The organism is Microbulbifer sp. SE14 (assembly GCF_059834885.1).
The window spans coordinates 72655-87628 of record NZ_JCBAJA010000015.1; the positions used below are offsets into that span (position 1 = coordinate 72655).

General features: G+C 59.0%; 26 protein-coding genes and 1 tRNA gene. 6 read left to right on the plus strand and 21 right to left on the minus strand.

All coding sequences use genetic code 11. The features are described from left to right. Positions 1–103: 103 nt before the first annotated feature. The 3 genes from ihfA (at position 104) to AC6R19_RS12150 (ending at position 985) form a co-directional block, all read left to right on the plus strand. A complete protein-coding gene (ihfA, locus tag AC6R19_RS12140) occupies positions 104–412 on the plus strand; it encodes an integration host factor subunit alpha (RefSeq protein WP_500580080.1) in 309 nt (102 codons plus the stop codon). Next, positions 390–746, plus strand: coding sequence for a MerR family transcriptional regulator (locus AC6R19_RS12145; protein ID WP_500580081.1), 357 nt, complete (start codon positions 390–392; stop codon positions 744–746). The genes ihfA and AC6R19_RS12145 overlap by 23 nt, the downstream gene beginning before the upstream one ends. Positions 747–908: 162 nt before the next feature. Then, a tRNA-Pro gene (locus AC6R19_RS12150) sits at positions 909–985 on the plus strand. A gap of 99 nt (positions 986–1084) precedes the next feature. Here the strand turns inward: AC6R19_RS12150 and AC6R19_RS12155 are convergent. From AC6R19_RS12155 to AC6R19_RS12250, 20 genes are all read right to left on the minus strand, one after another. Beyond that, positions 1085–2302 carry a tyrosine-type recombinase/integrase gene (locus AC6R19_RS12155; RefSeq protein ID WP_500580082.1) on the minus strand — a complete coding sequence of 406 codons (1218 nt, stop codon included), beginning with the start codon at positions 2300–2302 and terminating at the stop codon, positions 1085–1087. A gap of 16 nt (positions 2303–2318) precedes the next feature. Further along, positions 2319–2564, minus strand: a complete 246-nt coding sequence (locus AC6R19_RS12160; RefSeq protein WP_500580083.1) for a hypothetical protein — start codon at positions 2562–2564, stop codon at positions 2319–2321. A 4-nt stretch (positions 2565–2568) separates the two neighbouring features. Then, a complete protein-coding gene (locus AC6R19_RS12165) occupies positions 2569–2880 on the minus strand; it encodes a hypothetical protein (RefSeq protein ID WP_500580084.1) in 312 nt (103 codons plus the stop codon). Positions 2881–3010: 130 nt separating this feature from the next. Continuing rightward, positions 3011–3259 (minus strand): hypothetical protein, encoded by a 249-nt coding sequence (locus tag AC6R19_RS12170; RefSeq protein WP_500580085.1) that lies wholly within the window; start codon positions 3257–3259, stop codon positions 3011–3013. Continuing rightward, positions 3259–4980, minus strand: coding sequence for a DNA cytosine methyltransferase (locus AC6R19_RS12175; RefSeq protein ID WP_500580086.1), 1722 nt, complete (start codon positions 4978–4980; stop codon positions 3259–3261). The genes AC6R19_RS12170 and AC6R19_RS12175 overlap by 1 nt, the downstream gene beginning before the upstream one ends. Further along, positions 4964–6322, minus strand: coding sequence for an RNA-directed DNA polymerase (locus tag AC6R19_RS12180; RefSeq protein ID WP_500580087.1), 1359 nt, complete (start codon positions 6320–6322; stop codon positions 4964–4966). The genes AC6R19_RS12175 and AC6R19_RS12180 overlap by 17 nt, the downstream gene beginning before the upstream one ends. Next, a complete protein-coding gene (locus AC6R19_RS12185) occupies positions 6319–6762 on the minus strand; it encodes a four helix bundle protein (RefSeq protein ID WP_500580088.1) in 444 nt (147 codons plus the stop codon). The genes AC6R19_RS12180 and AC6R19_RS12185 overlap by 4 nt, the downstream gene beginning before the upstream one ends. 24 nt (positions 6763–6786) lie before the next feature. Continuing rightward, positions 6787–7137: an Lcl C-terminal domain-containing protein gene (locus tag AC6R19_RS12190; RefSeq protein WP_500580089.1), complete on the minus strand. Its 351-nt coding sequence runs from the start codon at positions 7135–7137 to the stop codon at positions 6787–6789. 70 nt (positions 7138–7207) lie between these two features. Further along, the gene (locus tag AC6R19_RS12195; RefSeq protein WP_500580090.1) at positions 7208–7636 is read right to left on the minus strand and encodes an Lcl C-terminal domain-containing protein; all 429 of its coding nucleotides are present in this window, start codon (positions 7634–7636) and stop codon (positions 7208–7210) included. Positions 7637–7686: 50 nt separating this feature from the next. After that, the gene (locus AC6R19_RS12200) at positions 7687–8514 is read right to left on the minus strand and encodes a DUF2303 family protein (protein ID WP_500580091.1); all 828 of its coding nucleotides are present in this window, start codon (positions 8512–8514) and stop codon (positions 7687–7689) included. 64 nt (positions 8515–8578) lie between these two features. Beyond that, positions 8579–8932: a YfdP family phage-associated protein gene (locus tag AC6R19_RS12205; protein WP_230438476.1), complete on the minus strand. Its 354-nt coding sequence runs from the start codon at positions 8930–8932 to the stop codon at positions 8579–8581. Positions 8933–9012: 80 nt separating this feature from the next. Next, positions 9013–10050 (minus strand): DUF1351 domain-containing protein, encoded by a 1038-nt coding sequence (locus AC6R19_RS12210; RefSeq protein ID WP_500580092.1) that lies wholly within the window; start codon positions 10048–10050, stop codon positions 9013–9015. Next, positions 10047–10811 carry a hypothetical protein gene (locus AC6R19_RS12215; protein WP_500580093.1) on the minus strand — a complete coding sequence of 255 codons (765 nt, stop codon included), beginning with the start codon at positions 10809–10811 and terminating at the stop codon, positions 10047–10049. The genes AC6R19_RS12210 and AC6R19_RS12215 overlap by 4 nt, the downstream gene beginning before the upstream one ends. Further along, a complete protein-coding gene (locus tag AC6R19_RS12220) occupies positions 10798–11250 on the minus strand; it encodes a hypothetical protein (protein ID WP_500580094.1) in 453 nt (150 codons plus the stop codon). The genes AC6R19_RS12215 and AC6R19_RS12220 overlap by 14 nt, the downstream gene beginning before the upstream one ends. Continuing rightward, a complete protein-coding gene (locus tag AC6R19_RS12225) occupies positions 11237–11431 on the minus strand; it encodes a DUF7706 family protein (protein ID WP_500580095.1) in 195 nt (64 codons plus the stop codon). Before AC6R19_RS12225 ends, AC6R19_RS12220 begins: the two co-directional genes overlap by 14 nt. Then, positions 11428–11826 (minus strand): hypothetical protein, encoded by a 399-nt coding sequence (locus AC6R19_RS12230; RefSeq protein ID WP_500580096.1) that lies wholly within the window; start codon positions 11824–11826, stop codon positions 11428–11430. The genes AC6R19_RS12225 and AC6R19_RS12230 overlap by 4 nt, the downstream gene beginning before the upstream one ends. Before the next feature lie 30 nt (positions 11827–11856). Beyond that, entirely contained in the window at positions 11857–12213 is a 357-nt protein-coding gene (locus AC6R19_RS12235) for an Lcl C-terminal domain-containing protein (RefSeq protein WP_500580097.1), read from the minus strand. Positions 12214–12236: 23 nt separating this feature from the next. Then, on the minus strand, positions 12237–12452 hold the full coding sequence (locus tag AC6R19_RS12240) for a hypothetical protein (protein WP_500580098.1): 216 nt from the start codon (positions 12450–12452) through the stop codon (positions 12237–12239). A gap of 72 nt (positions 12453–12524) precedes the next feature. After that, complete coding sequence (locus AC6R19_RS12245) at positions 12525–12845, minus strand: helix-turn-helix domain-containing protein (protein ID WP_500580099.1); 321 nt, start codon at positions 12843–12845, stop codon at positions 12525–12527. Between the two features lie 322 nt (positions 12846–13167). Then, complete coding sequence (locus AC6R19_RS12250; protein ID WP_500580100.1) at positions 13168–13605, minus strand: hypothetical protein; 438 nt, start codon at positions 13603–13605, stop codon at positions 13168–13170. Between the two features lie 157 nt (positions 13606–13762). On the opposite strand from AC6R19_RS12250, the gene AC6R19_RS12255 reads away from it, so the two are divergent. From AC6R19_RS12255 to AC6R19_RS12265, 3 genes are read left to right on the plus strand one after another with little or no spacing between them, the layout of a single operon-like run. Continuing rightward, a complete protein-coding gene (locus AC6R19_RS12255; RefSeq protein ID WP_500580101.1) occupies positions 13763–13975 on the plus strand; it encodes a hypothetical protein in 213 nt (70 codons plus the stop codon). Between the two features lie 28 nt (positions 13976–14003). Next, on the plus strand, positions 14004–14318 hold the full coding sequence (locus tag AC6R19_RS12260; protein ID WP_500580102.1) for a CII family transcriptional regulator: 315 nt from the start codon (positions 14004–14006) through the stop codon (positions 14316–14318). A gap of 8 nt (positions 14319–14326) precedes the next feature. Next, positions 14327–14596: a hypothetical protein gene (locus tag AC6R19_RS12265; protein WP_500580103.1), complete on the plus strand. Its 270-nt coding sequence runs from the start codon at positions 14327–14329 to the stop codon at positions 14594–14596. Positions 14597–14599: 3 nt separating this feature from the next. On the opposite strand, the gene AC6R19_RS12270 is transcribed toward AC6R19_RS12265, so the two are convergent. Beyond that, positions 14600–14776: a hypothetical protein gene (locus AC6R19_RS12270; protein ID WP_500580104.1), complete on the minus strand. Its 177-nt coding sequence runs from the start codon at positions 14774–14776 to the stop codon at positions 14600–14602. Positions 14777–14974: the final 198 nt, after the last annotated feature.

A 14974-nucleotide genomic window follows, 5' to 3' on the forward strand; every position in this document is an offset into this window, starting at 1 on the left:
TGGTCTACGTCCGACTGAGGAAAATTCGCTGTGGCGTCAAGAGCTTGTGCTATGCACCGTCATGAAGTTGCGGGCTCAGGTCCAGATCTGTTGGCAGGAACCAATGACAGAGGCACTGACCAAGGCCGGGCTCGCCGAAAAGCTGTACGAAGAGCTGGGTTTTAACAAACGCGAAGCCAAAGAAATCGTCGAATTCTTTTTCGAGGAAATCCGCAACGCGCTGGAAAACAACGAGCAGGTCAAACTGTCCGGTTTCGGCAATTTCGACCTGCGCGACAAGAGCCCGCGCCCCGGCCGCAACCCCAAGACCGGCGAGGAGATCCCCATCTCCGCGCGCAGGGTAGTGACCTTCAAACCGGGACAAAAACTCAAGGCACGAGTAGAAGAAGATGCTGGAAGCGAGCAACAATAGCGAATTGCCGGTGATCCCCGGCAAGCGCTATTTCACCATCGGAGAGGTCAGCGAGCTGTGTGCGGTCAAGCCCCACGTGCTGCGCTACTGGGAACAGGAATTCCCGCAGCTGAGCCCGGTCAAGCGCCGCGGCAACCGCCGCTACTACCAACACCAGGATGTCATCCTCATCCGCCAGATCCGCGCACTCCTGTACGAGGAGGGCTACACCATCGGCGGCGCCCGCCTGCAGATGGAGAACGGCAGCGACAAGGCCGAGAGCGTGCAGCTGCAGCAGGTGATCCCCCAGGTGATCGCCGAGCTGGAGGGGGTGCTGACCCTGCTCGAAACCTGAGCCAGGGCTACCCTGGAACAGGATTCCAAAAGGCGCAAATCCGGGCTTGCATTCCCCCGCCACTCATGTATGATTTGCGCCTCATCGCAATGCGATGTCTCTTATAAATCAAGCACTTAGCGCCGACCTCGGCGAACAGACAGGAGCTTGGTTTAGCTATGTCGGGGTGTAGCGCAGCCTGGTAGCGCACCACACTGGGGGTGTGGTGGTCGTCGGTTCAAATCCGGCCACCCCGACCATTCAAAGCCTTACGCCATGCAGGTTTCAGAGCGATTCCAGCATTGAGCGTACAAAAACCAAGTTCAAAGCGTACAAAAACCCCGTACAAAAACTCTCGATCACTTTCGAAGCAGTAGCTTCGGGTCGATGCTGATCCCCACCTCTTTGTATTCCCGCTCGTGCCCGCCGAGGTAAAACTTCTCGGTAATTTCCGCATCTGTGTGGGCGCAGATTTCCGCAATTTCTTCGGGGCTGTGGCCGGACTTTTTGAGCAGATGGGACGCCAGGGCGCGCACCTCGTGAAAAGTCGGACGGGCGTCGCTGGGCAAATCTTGGCGCACGCCGGCGGCGTCGCGCGCCTCCTTGAACTGGTTCGACAACCTGGCGGGCATCAGCCGGCACCAGTGCTCGTCCTGCTTTGCCCTCGGCTGCCGCTTCTTGGGCTGGTAGGACACCGCGAAGGGGCAGCGGTAGTTCTGCAGGGACAGTTCCCGGGCGCGGTTGATTACCTGGCGCAGTCCTGGGTGATGCTCATAGGACCAGCGCAGGTAGGTGGCCCGCTCCTCGCCGCGCTGGTTGATCGACTTGTCGACCCCCTTGTCGATGCCGGCGTCGGTAACGTGCTCGTCCAGCCGCAGACTGCACACATCGCCGCGGCGCATAGTGGTGAGTAGGGATAGCTCCATTGCCACCTGCAGCCCCTGGTATCCCAGCTCGCCGGCCGTATCGTATATGCGCCAGAAATCTGGCAGGGTCAGGCGCTGCCGCACCTTCGGCGGCCGCTGGCGCGGTATCAGCTTCGGCGCCTCATCGCTGGTGTTGAACGGGTTGAAGGGAAGCTTTGGCACTGCCCCCTCCAGCATTAGGTAGTTGACGAAGCTGCGCAGAGCGGCGCGGCTATTGCGCTGGGGATGGTAGTCCTGCACCTCCCACCACTCCCGAACCATGGCCAGGGTCAGCTCGTGGGGCATGGGGTTCTTCAACTGCTCGCACATACGCTCAACATAGCGTCGCTTCTGCGCCCACCTGGCCGCCGTGGCCTGCTTCGGGTGGTTCAACTCCATCCATGCCACCCAATCGCTGTAGCGGTCCAGCAGGCTGCCGGCGCGTGCCGTCCAGACCGTTTCATTGGCCGCAGGCTGGCGCTGGTAAAGATCCCGCTGGCGGTTGGCCTGCTTCGCCTGGCGGATGGCTTCCGCGGTGGTGGCGTGGAAAGTAAGGCTAGAGCCGTCAGGGCGCATGTAGCGCCAGTAGTTCGCCCGCTTCTTCGGGTCGGTATAGAGGTTTTCCGGCAGCTCCAGGCCGTCCACAAACCTCGGTTTGCGTGGTCTTGCCATTGTTCTTCCCTGTTGATTAACGGTGTGCCAGCAGCGGTGATAGCGGCTCGGCATCTTCGGTGTTTGCCGCGCGCTCTTCCGTCCGTATTGTGCTGGGATCGTGGAAGCCGTTGCGGTAAATATACAGCCGATCCCCCAACCATCGTCCAGCGACTTCGCCGGCGGAGACCCATTTGATGACGGTTTCTCGCGCAGGCATGGTGCCGACAAAGTTCTCCTTCACCCAGTCTTTCCAGTACATAAGTTGGTTGCTGGTGCTCATCGCTCTATCCCGCAAACATATCCAACTGGTCTTCGTGTTTCTCCGGCGGTACCGGATTGCCGAGCGGTGTAAATGCCGTGCATTTCGGCTGTCCATCATCGCCATAAACCCATTCGATTGGGTATTCCGGATCACCTGGGCTGTAGGCCATGGTTGCCGCCACAATTGGGCAACCCATGTCCGTGTCTCGCTCACACTGATCGCACCATACCTCAAAAAACAGAGTGCCCTCGGTGCCGTTGGCGGGCTGATATGGCTGGCCAGCCTTGGCTATGAGTCGGTCGGCATGCGCTTTTTTGTAGATTGCTCCAGGCATCGTATTTACCCCGCAAAAATGCCAATCAAAAAATCAACCGCGAAATATGTACCGAATATCAGGCTGCTGAGTGATGCCCAGGCTATCCACGGCTGCAGGCGTTCGGGGGCGGAGTAGATCGGGAGGAGGGTCATTCTGCCGCCTCCTGATCTATCGGCCGCCAACCAGATGGTGTTCGTTTGCGATCAAGGCGCTCACCGCTCTCATCAACCCAACGCCAGCCACCTTTCCGCCTCATCGTTTCGCTTTTGTAGGGTTTTCGCATGGCCTTGATGCTGTAGCTGCCCATGCAGTCATGGATTAGCACCTCTACCCACTGATTGAACTTCGGCCAGCCGTCGCGGCTCCACCCCTGGGCTTTTTCTGCTTCGCTCAGCATCACTGTACCTCCCGCTCTGGATATACGCCTGGCAGAGAAATGGCGGCGGCCAGGTCTTTGACCCATACCGGTGTGCTGCTCAGAACGAAGGTCTCCCCGGCCATGGCCAGCAACATCGTCTCGGCCATAACTGAGGCGATGGCTTGGGCGGCCGGCGGCGGCACTGCGTTGCCGATGCGCTCCCGCCAGGCAGAATCGCTCAGGCCGTCGAGCTCCAGTTTTTCAGCCGGGTCGACAAGACCCTGCAGGGCGGCCAGTTCCAGGGTGGTGAACGGCCGATGCCAGGTGCCATCGAGGGCGCGGATGACGGCCACCAGCCTGTCGCCGGCCGCCGGCAGGTATTCGCCTTCCAGGGGCGCCTCGACCGGGCCGCGAGGGTCGGCCACTGACCACCGGCCGTTGTCGTGGCAGGCGAAGCCAGACACGGCCCCGCAGCTGGCAGACCACGGCACGACGCCGTAGTGGCCGCCGGTCAGGTAGTGGTCGCCGCGCTCCCGCTGGATGCCCGGGCGAGGATCTGCCACGGCAAAGGCGCCCTGTCCGGTGGTACTGCCGGCGATGACGGTGCCGGCCGGGCTGGCAAAGTCGGTTACCTGGTATTTGCCGGCGAAGGAATTACCGCGGGGATCGGCAACGCTGAATGCGCCTTGCCCGGGGGATTGCTGGCCAGTGACAGCCCCGGTGCTCTCGTCCCAGCGCCTCACGCCGTAGGCCTGGCCGTGGTTCCAGTGTGCCGACTGGTTGAAGCGCGGGTCAGCAACCGCAAACTTTCCGTTGCTCGGCAGGGATTCACCGGCCACTGTTCCCATAGATTCGCCCCAGCCGTTCACACCCAGGTAGCCGGTCCGGTATTCAGGCACGATCAGGTAATCCCGCAAGTGGCCATCCTCGACGGCCAGCTTGTTCAGGCTGCGCCAGTCGCTGCCGGCCTCCACAAAGGCCAGGCGCACCCAGGTTTTCCACTGCAAACGCGGAACCCGGTGCATGGGCCCGGCGGCATCGTCTCCGGGCAGCGGCATATCGCCCAAGATGTCGCCCACGGCGCGCAGGGGGCGCTTGGTGGGCTCGTACAGGAAGGCCGGGACCTTCTCCTGGTGCCGGGCCACCAGCAAGAAGCGCTTGCGGCTCTGGGCCAGGCCGCCCAGCTCTCCGCAGTCGTGGGTGGTTTCCGCAACGGCATAGCCGTAGGACTGCAGCAGTGCGCAGATCTGGTCCAGCAGCGGTCGGCCCCGGTTGGCAATGCGGGGCACGTTCTCGAAGATCAGCAATTCAGCCGGATCATCCTTCCAGGCTTCCAGGGTCAGCCAGATGCCGCGCAGGGTGAGGCCGTTTAGTGCCTGGTATTTCGGTGTGGTGCTCTTACTCTGGGACAGTAGTCCGCTGAACCCTTTGCAGGGGGCTGACAGGAATACGACGTTCGGGCGCTCTCCTCCGGCCGCCGCTTGGATGTCCGCCGGCGTCGCCTCGCGCCAGTCTGCCGGCGGCTCCACCCCGTGAAATGCCTCGTACTGTTCGCGGCTGAACATATCCAGCACGGTGCCCTCGGCGCCCGCCAGCTGGTTGAAGTCACGGATCGCACCAGCATCCACGTCCACACCGCCGATGCAGCGGAAAGACGCTTCCATGGTGCCCACCCGCGCGTGGCCGCGGTTGAATCCAGCTGCGCCGCCGCCAAGGCCGCAAAAAAGATGGAAGTGCTTAAACTCAACTTTTTCGGTCATTATTTTCGTTCCTATTGTGAATAGTCAGGCGGATCTGCTTACCCTCCAGTCGGTAATCAAACTTTCGCTTTGCGGTAACGGCTGGCAGCCACGGGAACTGATTTACCAGGCGTCGCTTAAGCCTTGCGCTATTGGCGTGCCGAAAATGCCCCACGTAGCTGGCGGTAACGGATTTGATGGCTCGGAATTGCTCTGGAGTGGCCTGGATTGTCCCGCTGGAAACATGCGTCCTTTCCCAGTCAGAGAGCGCGGTACGGGCATGCGAGACAACACGCCGGCGGACCAGGGTGTGGGTTGGCCGCACGACGTATCCCAGGAAGTCGATGCCATCAGTGAGCGGGCGCAGGCGAATATCTGGTTTCAGTCGGAGCTGGAGCGCACGGTCGATAAACTCTTCAATCTGTTGCTGCCACTGGATCAGTTGATCGCGGTCGTGATGCACCAGCACGAAATCATCGACATAGCGGAGATAACGCGTTGCTTTGAGCGTGTGCTTAACGAATTGGTCCAACTGGTCCAAATAGACGTTGGCGAAAAACTGGGAGCTCAGGTTGCCGATGGGTAGGCCGCAGCCTGGACGGGCGTTCTCGAGGCGCTTGTGCGGCGGCACCAGGCCCCGCTCATCTGGTGTACCGTGGTAAATCACTCCTGCCTGCAGGGGTGGCCGTCGCAGCAGGGCGTGGGTGGCCCGCAATACTTGCGCTGATACTCCAGAGCGCACCAGCTTCTTCTTCAGTGCCGCCCACAGTGTCGGTCGGTGAATCGAGTTGAAGAAGTTGTGAATGTCGAGCTGCAGGTACCAGCCGCCGCCCTGGCCGCTGTGCACCTGCCGGACGAACTTCTGCAGGCGCTGAACGGCGGCATGGCTGCCTTTCCCTCGCCGGTTGGCGTAGCTGTCGAATGTGAAGGCAGGCTCCCACAGAGCTTCCAGCTGCGGAACCAGCCAGTGGTGTACAACACGGTCGGCGAAGTCTGGCGCGTGGATCTCTCGCGCCTTGGGCCTTGTTGCCACGAAGCAGGCGCTTCGGCCTGGCGCCCATGTGAAGTCGTTAATGCGACGCTGCAGGTCCAGAAGGCCGTCAGCCCATCGGGCGTCGAACGCCAGCTGGTTCTGGCTGGGCTTCTTGCCGGCCCTGGCCGTGCGCCATGCGTCATACAGTTCCTGCAGTGAAACCGTCCCGTCACCATGATACTCACCGGCGCGAACCGCCCGAACACACGCGTTGTTGTTGCGGTGGTTGTTGTTGACATTGCCGTTGTTGAAATTGACAACCCAAACGGCTGCTTTGCCGCGCTCTTTCGACCCTTCCGAACAGCCATTGTGGTAGTGCGGTTTCGTCATCGTTTGGCCCCCGCATAATGTGCAGAGGCGGCGCGGCCACTCAGTATCTGGGCGCGCTCCGGATAGGCTTCGCTACCCGAATTCTGGCCCTTTTGGTGAAGTTGACGTTTCCAGCCGCCCGCACACCGGCCTACTTCCTCGGTGGCGCGAATCAGCGACTCGAACTGCTTGAAACTCCTGAAGGCGTGAAGCTGACTTCCCAGTTGCAGACTTAGCTTGAGCTCGTCTATCGCCCAGATCAGTTCGGACACCCAATGCGCCTGGCGACTACGATCACGCCACGCACGGTGGCATATACGCACAACGGCCATGGCTTGAGAGCGTATATCCGTTCCGAGGGTGTACTTGTGATAGCGAGCGAACCCGCGGACTGCCTGCTCAATATCTACCAGCAGGCGTTCCGACTTCTTCACTATTTCTGGCAACTGGTAAGGCTTCATGGCATCAAATCAAAAAATCAAAAATTACTGACCGGCGCGAACCGCCCGAACACACGCGCTGCCGTAGCGGGGGCTGAGGTTGACATAGCCGTAGTGGAAAAGGACAACCCAAACGGCTGCGTCATTCCAGGCACACGGGGTGCTGGTCCAATAAATGTCATTCTGAGTGTCGGGGAACTTCTCAATGTCGATAGCCGGGCCACGACGACTGGTATCAACCAGCGATTCAAGTTCCTTGCGAGTCGGCATACGCCAGCCGTCGCCGAGTTCTGCAACCGCTTCCTCAGCCGCTTCGTAAGTGACATATTCACCACCCAGGAGTGTTTCGCTCCATTCAAGATTGGCGCTTTCAATCGTAGTGCTTATGGTCTGCATGAGATCCTCCGGTAAAAAGGCCCCGTACCAGCGGCCAGAGACAGTTTATTTGATTCAAAAAAGCAAAGAGCTACTGACCGGCGCGAACCGCCCGAACACACGCGCTGTGGTAGCGGGGGAGGTAGCTGACATGGCCGTTGAGGAAAAGGACAACCCAAACGGCTGCGTCGTTGAAGGCACATGGAGTGCTCGTCCAGTAAGAGCGGCTCCGGGTGTCTGGGTACTGATCCGTGTCGATCGCCGGGTCATGGCGAGAGCGGTCTACCAAGGTGGCGAGCTCGTCGACCGTAGGCAGGCGCCAGCCGTCTCCCATTTCCTCGATAGCCTCCTTTGCGGCCTCATAGGTTACGGCCTCTCCTTCGAGCAGTGTGTGGCTCCACTCCAGCTCTGCTGTGGATTGATTGCTGGCGACTCCGGGACTCATGTCGATCGACAGATCGCCACCGTTTATGCCGATGCTGATGGTCTTGCCGGGCATCTTGATATTCAGGTTTTGCATTTCCCCTCCGGTTATTGACTGGTTGGCCGGGCACCAAGCCCGGCGCGGAGTTAAGCAGCGAAGCTGCCGATATAGGTCTTGATGTCGGTACCGCTGAATGCCGAGGCCAGCTTCTCCTGCAATTCGCGCCCCATCTCTTCTTGCTGCGCCTCCAGGCGCTTGATACGCGCGATCAGGGAGGGAGAGTCGCCACCGGTGAGGACCGATAGGCGCAGCTCAAAACTGCGGATATTGAGACCGTTGTAGGGGGTACACTCGAATCGGAACCCTGCCGGCAAACCGTGTTCGCTGCGCGCCTCGATGCTCTCCAAGGCGCTGCGGCTGGCCTTGAAGTCCTGTGACTCGTGATCCTCTCTGCGAGAGGCCTCGATCGTCAGGCGGCGCACCGCGGCAATGGCCTTGGAGTTGGGGATCGCCTCGCCATCACCGGCAAAGCACACGATGGAGTCCTGGTAGTCTTCAAGGAACTCCGCCATGGTCTTCTGGTTGCTGCGGCTGCCGTTGAGGTCCAGCAGCGCCGAATACTCAGCGGTTTTGACAAGTGACAGCTCAGCGGTGAAGTCGGCGTGACCTGGCTCCGCGGCGTCCCCAAGGTTGAAAATGCTGCGAGCGGTCATTTTCTGCGGATCTACGAAACAGGCAGCGCCGGAATCGGCGTGCGCATCGCAGTAGTCCATGAAATCTTTCAGGGCCACAGTCTTCATGGCGCCGCGGTACCGGCAGCGGCCCGGGAGATACTGTTCCAGGCTGGCCAGTTTGAAGTTATCCGGCAATGCTGCCACGGGCATTTCAAGCTCTGCGTCTTTCAGTGCCAGGGTTAAGTCGGCAACTGTCTGCGCCGCCTGGATGGCCTCAATTGCGCTTTTATCCATACTCATTTGCATGTTTCCTCTAATGGTCAGGAGTTTTACTGGTTACTGGGGGTTCTGTTTTTTGTTTGGGTTACGACTTACGGAGCGGGGTCACCTCGTTCACTCCGCCTTTCTTGTCGAACATCTGATCCTGTTTTTCCGGGAAGAAAGACAGGGAGCCTTTGGTGCCGACATACATCGGGGTGGTGGTGGAATTGTCCTCGGTTACGGAACCGCGGGAGGTCGGGCGCTTGTACTTCAGCGTGTGGTCGATCTGTACCTGACTGCTGTTGTTGATGTGTGCCATTTTCAGAGTAATGGTCACCTCGCCTTTGCGTTGGTGGTCGGTTACCGCCGAAGCCACCTCGCTGAGGATGTGGGACAGTTTTTCCTCGAACACACCGCCGTCGAGGTCGCCAAGAAATTCACTGACGTTTGTGGACATGAGTCTCTCCAGTTTGTTGAAAAGTGGGCCCCATACCGGCAGCCCTAGACGGTTACTACTGACTGTGCGCCTGGGCGCGGTTAAAAATTACTGGCGAGGGCTTCGCCGGCCTGTTGCAGATCCATGTCGCACAGCCACTGCAGGACTTTTGATTCGTGGACGCGGTAGTGCTGGGCGAGGACTCCGATGATTTCCGCATCGGTAGGACGCTCTTGCTTGGGTGCAAACGTTCCGAGATTAATTTGAGGAGTGCTTACCATCGCCAGCTCCTCGGCTCGAATATGCTCACCGGGGTTACCGTATTGATCTTCCGGCACTTCCCCCTCAGGCAGCATGGCCAGCAGCTTGCGCAGGCCAGCCAGTGCTTTATCGCGGGCTTCCACTACTTCGGCATGACGATCACCAAAGTTCGGCAGCTCCGCCAACTCCATTGCGCCTATCAGGCCTTCCAAATCTTGCCGGTCCGATTCCATATGGTCAGCCACCACTCCCTTGTATTCGGCAATGATGTTATCTACGCGCTGCTGCTCCTGTAGCCGGGCGTTCTCGGCCTCCATGCGCTCCTGGTCCACCTTCTGCGCGTAAAGCTCTCCCACCTTTGTGATGATGCGGTTGCGCAGTTCCAGCGCCTCGGCGGCGCGCTCCATGGCGTCCACGCAGGACTCAGCCTGCAACTGCTCCAGCGCCTCGGCCAGTTCGCCGGCGCCCATGGTGTAGGCCTGCTCCTGCACCGTGTTCAGGTAGTCGAATACCTGCCGAATCTTGGCCTGGCGCTGCTCCTCGCGGCGCTTCTCGCGCTCGTCGTACTCGGTCTTTGCGGCCTTCCAGGGCTCTTCGATTTCGCTGATTTGCTCGGTCAACTCCTTGGCCTGGCCGTCGATCAGCTTGGTAGCCTCCAGATATGGAGCCTTAATAGCCTTGCGCTTCTTTTCCAGGCCTGTGCGCAGCTTCTGCAGTGTGGTCGCGGCTTCTTTGACCACTGGGTAGTTGTCTTCGGTTACTTCTGCCGGGATCAGTTGAGGGTTGAAACGCTTGCGCATTTCGGCGAGGCCGGCGGCAGTGGCCGAGTATGCAGTTACCTGCTTTGCTTCCAGGTCTACGTCGTTCAGTGAGGTCATTGTTTGTTCTCCTGTTTTGCTTGCTCAGTCCATCCTTTCTCTTCGGCCACTTCCTTGAGCAATTCCGCCAGCGCGGAACCACGCAAATTGAACTCTTCTTCGCTCAGTTGTCCGGAGCGGCCCTGCTCGCGCATTTTGTTTATCGTGTTCTCGTGGTAACCCTTGAGAGCCGCGGCATTTGGGCTAGCGTGGTAGGCGTGGCGCTTGCCTTCGATGAACTGCTTGCGCTGGGCGTCCATGCGCTCCCTGTTTCTCTCATCGTGCGCTTCGGTAACGCGCTCGCGGCGATATTCCGGATCGTCCCACTCACCGCCGTAGATGTCGGCGGAGAACCCGAGAAAACTCATGCACTTCTTGAAGGCATCGGTCAGGGATTTCTTCGCGTACTCTTTGTCCTCGACAAAGTATTTCTTCTGGTGGCTCCAGTAGATGCGCGGGGTGTGACCGAAGTTCTCCACGGAGCCTCGGTTGCCGTCCTCGCCGGGGTACCACAGGCGTAGGCGCAAGGTATGGGTAATATCGTGGCCAACCATCACATCGCCGTTCCAGTTGGGCTTGCCCTGGTCGTCGCGCTCCTCGACAATTTCATATCCCCAGCGAACGCCAATAGGGCCCCACAGTTCTGTTGCTTTCTCCAGCATTCCGATATGGTTGATGCTGGTTACTTTGCGGCCATCCTGGGTTCCATCCTTGGTGTAACGGGCATTGGTGGTTTTTGCGCTATTCCACAAATCCATGTTTGTATTTTCAGATGTGGACATGCTCACACTCCCAATTCACCAATTGTTTTGCAGCCGCCGGCAACTCTTCCGGCTCGTCCGGCTCCTGCTCTTCCTCCGGTACCGGCGCGGGCGGCAGAGGGAAAGGCACCACTTCGCCAGGTTTCGATGCGCCGAGCTCACAGACCGCATCTCGCTCCAGCCAGTTGGTGTTACGCAGGACCAGCTGCAGGCGCTCCCGCACGATTGCCTGGGTTTCGTCGATCCATTCCCAGCGGCGAAGATCTCCAACGGGGAACGGGTTCTCACAGTGTCCCCAGCGCTCGTAGGAGAGGCGGCAGCGCTCCCGGACCGCTTGGCAGATTTTCTGCCACTCCTCGTACTCGTACCCGCGGATAATGGTGACTTTGGGCATCAGGTAACTGGCCCGCCGAGAGGCCGCCACCGCGGCGGCGCTGATGCTTGATCTATCGAGGCGCATATCCGGCCCTCCCCAGTGCGTTTTGCAGTTCAACCAAAGCGGCCAGCATCGCGTGTGCTTCGTCGTCGTTCTGGCTATTCAGCTTGCATTCGTGCCAGCCTGCGCGCTTAACAAACTGCGCGAGGGCCATGAACTTGGCCGGAGTCCCCTCCAGTTCCAGGGTGAGTGTCTCGGTAGTCATTCGATCCATCCCCACTCCCGGGCCTCGAGCGCAAACTCGTCGTAGTGGTCGCCGGCGATCTGCTCGATACAGCGGCGGCTGAGCGCCTGCAGCCTGGTGCCGGCCTCGTGCGCGTCGGACAGGGCCAGGCGCCCCAGAAACGCGGCGACCGTTTCGTCGGCGCCTGCCGCCATTTCGTCCACTGCGTCGGCCATCGCCTCCGCGTGGAGGTCATGTGCGCGCTCGGCGACCTTGCTCAGTCGGCCCAGCTCGCGCAGCAGGCGCATTTCGATGAAGTCGGCTACTGCCTGTACATCCTTGTCGCTGATCTCCGACTGGGCGCCCTGGTGGCGCTCATAGGCAGCCAGTGACTGCTCTACCGGGGCTGCTGAGCTGGTGGCGAATGCTGTGGTCATGGCTGCCTCCTTGGCGCAAAAAATCAGAAATTACTGACCGGCGCGAACCGCCCGAACACACGCGCGGTTGGAGCGGAGGTAGTAGTAGACAGTGCCGAGGCCGAAATGGACAACCCAAACGGCTGCGTCGTTGAAGGCGCAGGGCGTGCTGGTCCAGTACCAGTCGCTCTTGGTGTCGGGGAATTTCTCGGTGTCGATGGCCGGGTTGTAGCGGCTGGTGTTCACCAGAGATTCCAGCTCTTTGCGGGTCGGCATGCGCCAGCCTTCGCCGAGTTCTGCGATCGCCTGTTCGGCTGCCTCGTAGGTGACGTCATCGCCGTCCAGGAGCGTTTCGCTCCACTCAAGGCCTGCGTGAGTGATGGTTTTGAAGGTTGCTGATGTTTCCATGGTCTTGCCTCTGGGTTGGTTATTTACTGTTCGCCACGCATCGCCTTGGTGGTGGCGGACTGGCTGATTCGCGGGCAATAACCCAGCCAGTAACGGGTCGCGGCCGCATCGCCGTGAGTCCGCGCAGTCCACCGGATAACCTCCAGATGCTGCTTGCGAGTGCGCTTGTCGACATGCACATCAAGTGCACCTTTCTGCGCATCGCTCCTGGCTGCTTTGGTGGTCATGGCGGTGGACATTTCTCGAAGCCCTCATTTAGCGTTCGAGATAAATGTATCACAGTGATAAACAATGACAAGCTAAAAGATAAATTATTTTAGCTTTTTGGCGGAAAGTTCATTGAGTAGCAGCTCCGAAATTTCTGGGGCTATACCCCTGATGGCGTCGGCAACATCCTGCAAGTCAGTGATTTCGGGGGCTGGGTGGATGCCAAGGATTTCGTTGGGAGTGATGGAGAATTCGCGGTAGAGGGTTGCAAACTGCTGGAAGGTGAGGAAGGTCTTTTTCCCTTTTTCGAGATCTCGTACAGCACCACGTTCCATTCCCAGCAGTTTCCCGAAGGACTCCTGGCTCATATTTGCGGATTTTCTGACCCGATACAAAATCTGGCCGGGGGTGGGGTGCTGCGACATCCGAACAACAACATCTTTACGGATAAGCGGGATTTATCCCGCAATGGTTACCATTATGCTTGATTTTGGCCGCCTTTTGTCAGAATCCGAGGTGATAATCTTGAACGACCACATAGAGATCCACGGATCACGGGAGGGGATGTGAGTCGGTTGGAGGTGTTGTCGAGAGACCAGGAGCCGGAAAGGATTGATGGCGTTGAGGTTATAGCCGCAATACGAACCGGGCTCACGATGTCAGGCTTTCAGTGCGGGGAGTGCGTGAAGTTGATAGGTTGCGGGACGGTAGCGCAGCAGGATTTCTGCCTTGAGTGGGAATCCAGGCTTATTCGCCTCGGTACACCATCCGGATCGCAAAGGTCGGGTCCATGATCTCGCTGGACCTGGATTGCTCAGTATAGGCGTAAACAATCGCCACGGCGCGGGCCTTGGCTTCTGTGGGCATACTCTTTATGCCCATCTGGGCCACTTTTTCATCCACAGCCGTGATGCTGTCCACGAGCAGGTCGAGATTGATCCCGCTTTCTGTTTTGACCGTATCAGCGCTCTCTTGGTGCACCACATCAAGCCAGCCCTTATCCATGCCGCAGGCGGTTTCGATGCGTCGAGCTACGGTGGTTCCTATCCGGCGTCGAGGGTTGGGGCCAATAAGCTGTGAAAGCTGCGAAGTCGACATCGACAGTGCCTCGGCAAACTCCTTCAAGTTGCGATACTGCCTCGCAAGCTGCCTGGCATTTTCCAGCCGGATGTCCCCAACTTCCATTCGTGTGTGCCTGTAGACCATAGAATCAACTCATATCATTTTGATAAACCCGCAGACACCAATCAACTGGCCACCATGATTCATTGTGGCGCACCCTACCACAACTATTACTTATCAATGCTTGCCAAAAATGTATCATCACGATACATTTTAGAGCATGAAGCCATCTGAATACCTGAAATCGATGAGCCTGAAGGAGCGGGAGGTCTTCGCCAAGAAGATCGGAACCACCCTGGGCTACCTAAATTTGGTCGCCGGCGGCCACCGACAGATGGGCCCCGGCCTAACCCAAAGGTTCGTCAAGGAGGCCGAGGGCGAAGTGACTCTGGCCGAGGCTCGCCCGGACATTTGGGGCGAAGGCGCCGCATAGCAACAAATCAACATAAGGAAATCTCGTCATGGAATCGATGGGTGAAGTATCCGTGGGGGTAGAGGAAAGGGCACGCAAGAACCTTTCACTGTGCTTGCAGCGGCTTGCAAGTGTGGGGCAGAGAGGGGCAGCCGAGGCGATCGGCGTGCACGAATCCACGATCAGCAGGATGAAGGAAGGGGACTTGGAGAAGGTTTGCCGGCTCCTCGCGGCCTGCGATTTGAAGATCGTGCCCGGCACCTACCGCTGCGCAAAACCCGAAATTATTGAAGCTGCCTTGGTGTTTGCCCGGGCGGCGATAGAGCAGACCAGTAGAGACCAGACGCTGGTATGGGATGACTAGGAGGATTTATGGCGAAGCCAAAGGCCACCCATGCTGACCTTCGGGCGGCGATGGGCCAATTGAGTTCAGTTGTCAGCCGGATCTCTGCTAAGGCAGAGCGCGAAAGGGCGGAAATATCGGAGCCCTCCTGCGACCGCATCTCGCTGACCCCGAAACAGATCTTTGACCATGCCATGCAGCTGACCATACAGAACGGCGGCAGCGTTCATCAGCATATTACAGATATTAAGCAGGCCATTGCTGAAGCGAACAAGGCCCAGCCGGAGCCGGGCCAGTAGCGCCTACTTCTGTTTGTGGGCGTTTTCAACGGCGTCGTAAATCGTCTGGAAGGCGGACGCAATATGCTCAGCCTCGTCTTTGATGTGGATGCCTTGGGGATAGGTTGACGTATTGGAGCCGCCGCGCTGTAGCGAGGCTATCAGGATGTCAGCGGCAATGCGTTCAGAAGAGTCGGACATAGCAATTTCTCCGTTACTGTTGGTGTAGGAGCTTGCAGTGTACCGAGAAACCCGTCACCTGGGGAGTGGTGAGGCTGCCGGGCTGCCGGCTTGGGAGCGAGGCCAGCGTGGCCTTTCCACTCTAATAAGCATCGGCATAGCAGATAGCGGATTCACCGGCGTTGCCGAGCGTCGGGGCACATCCCACCGGCACCCCAC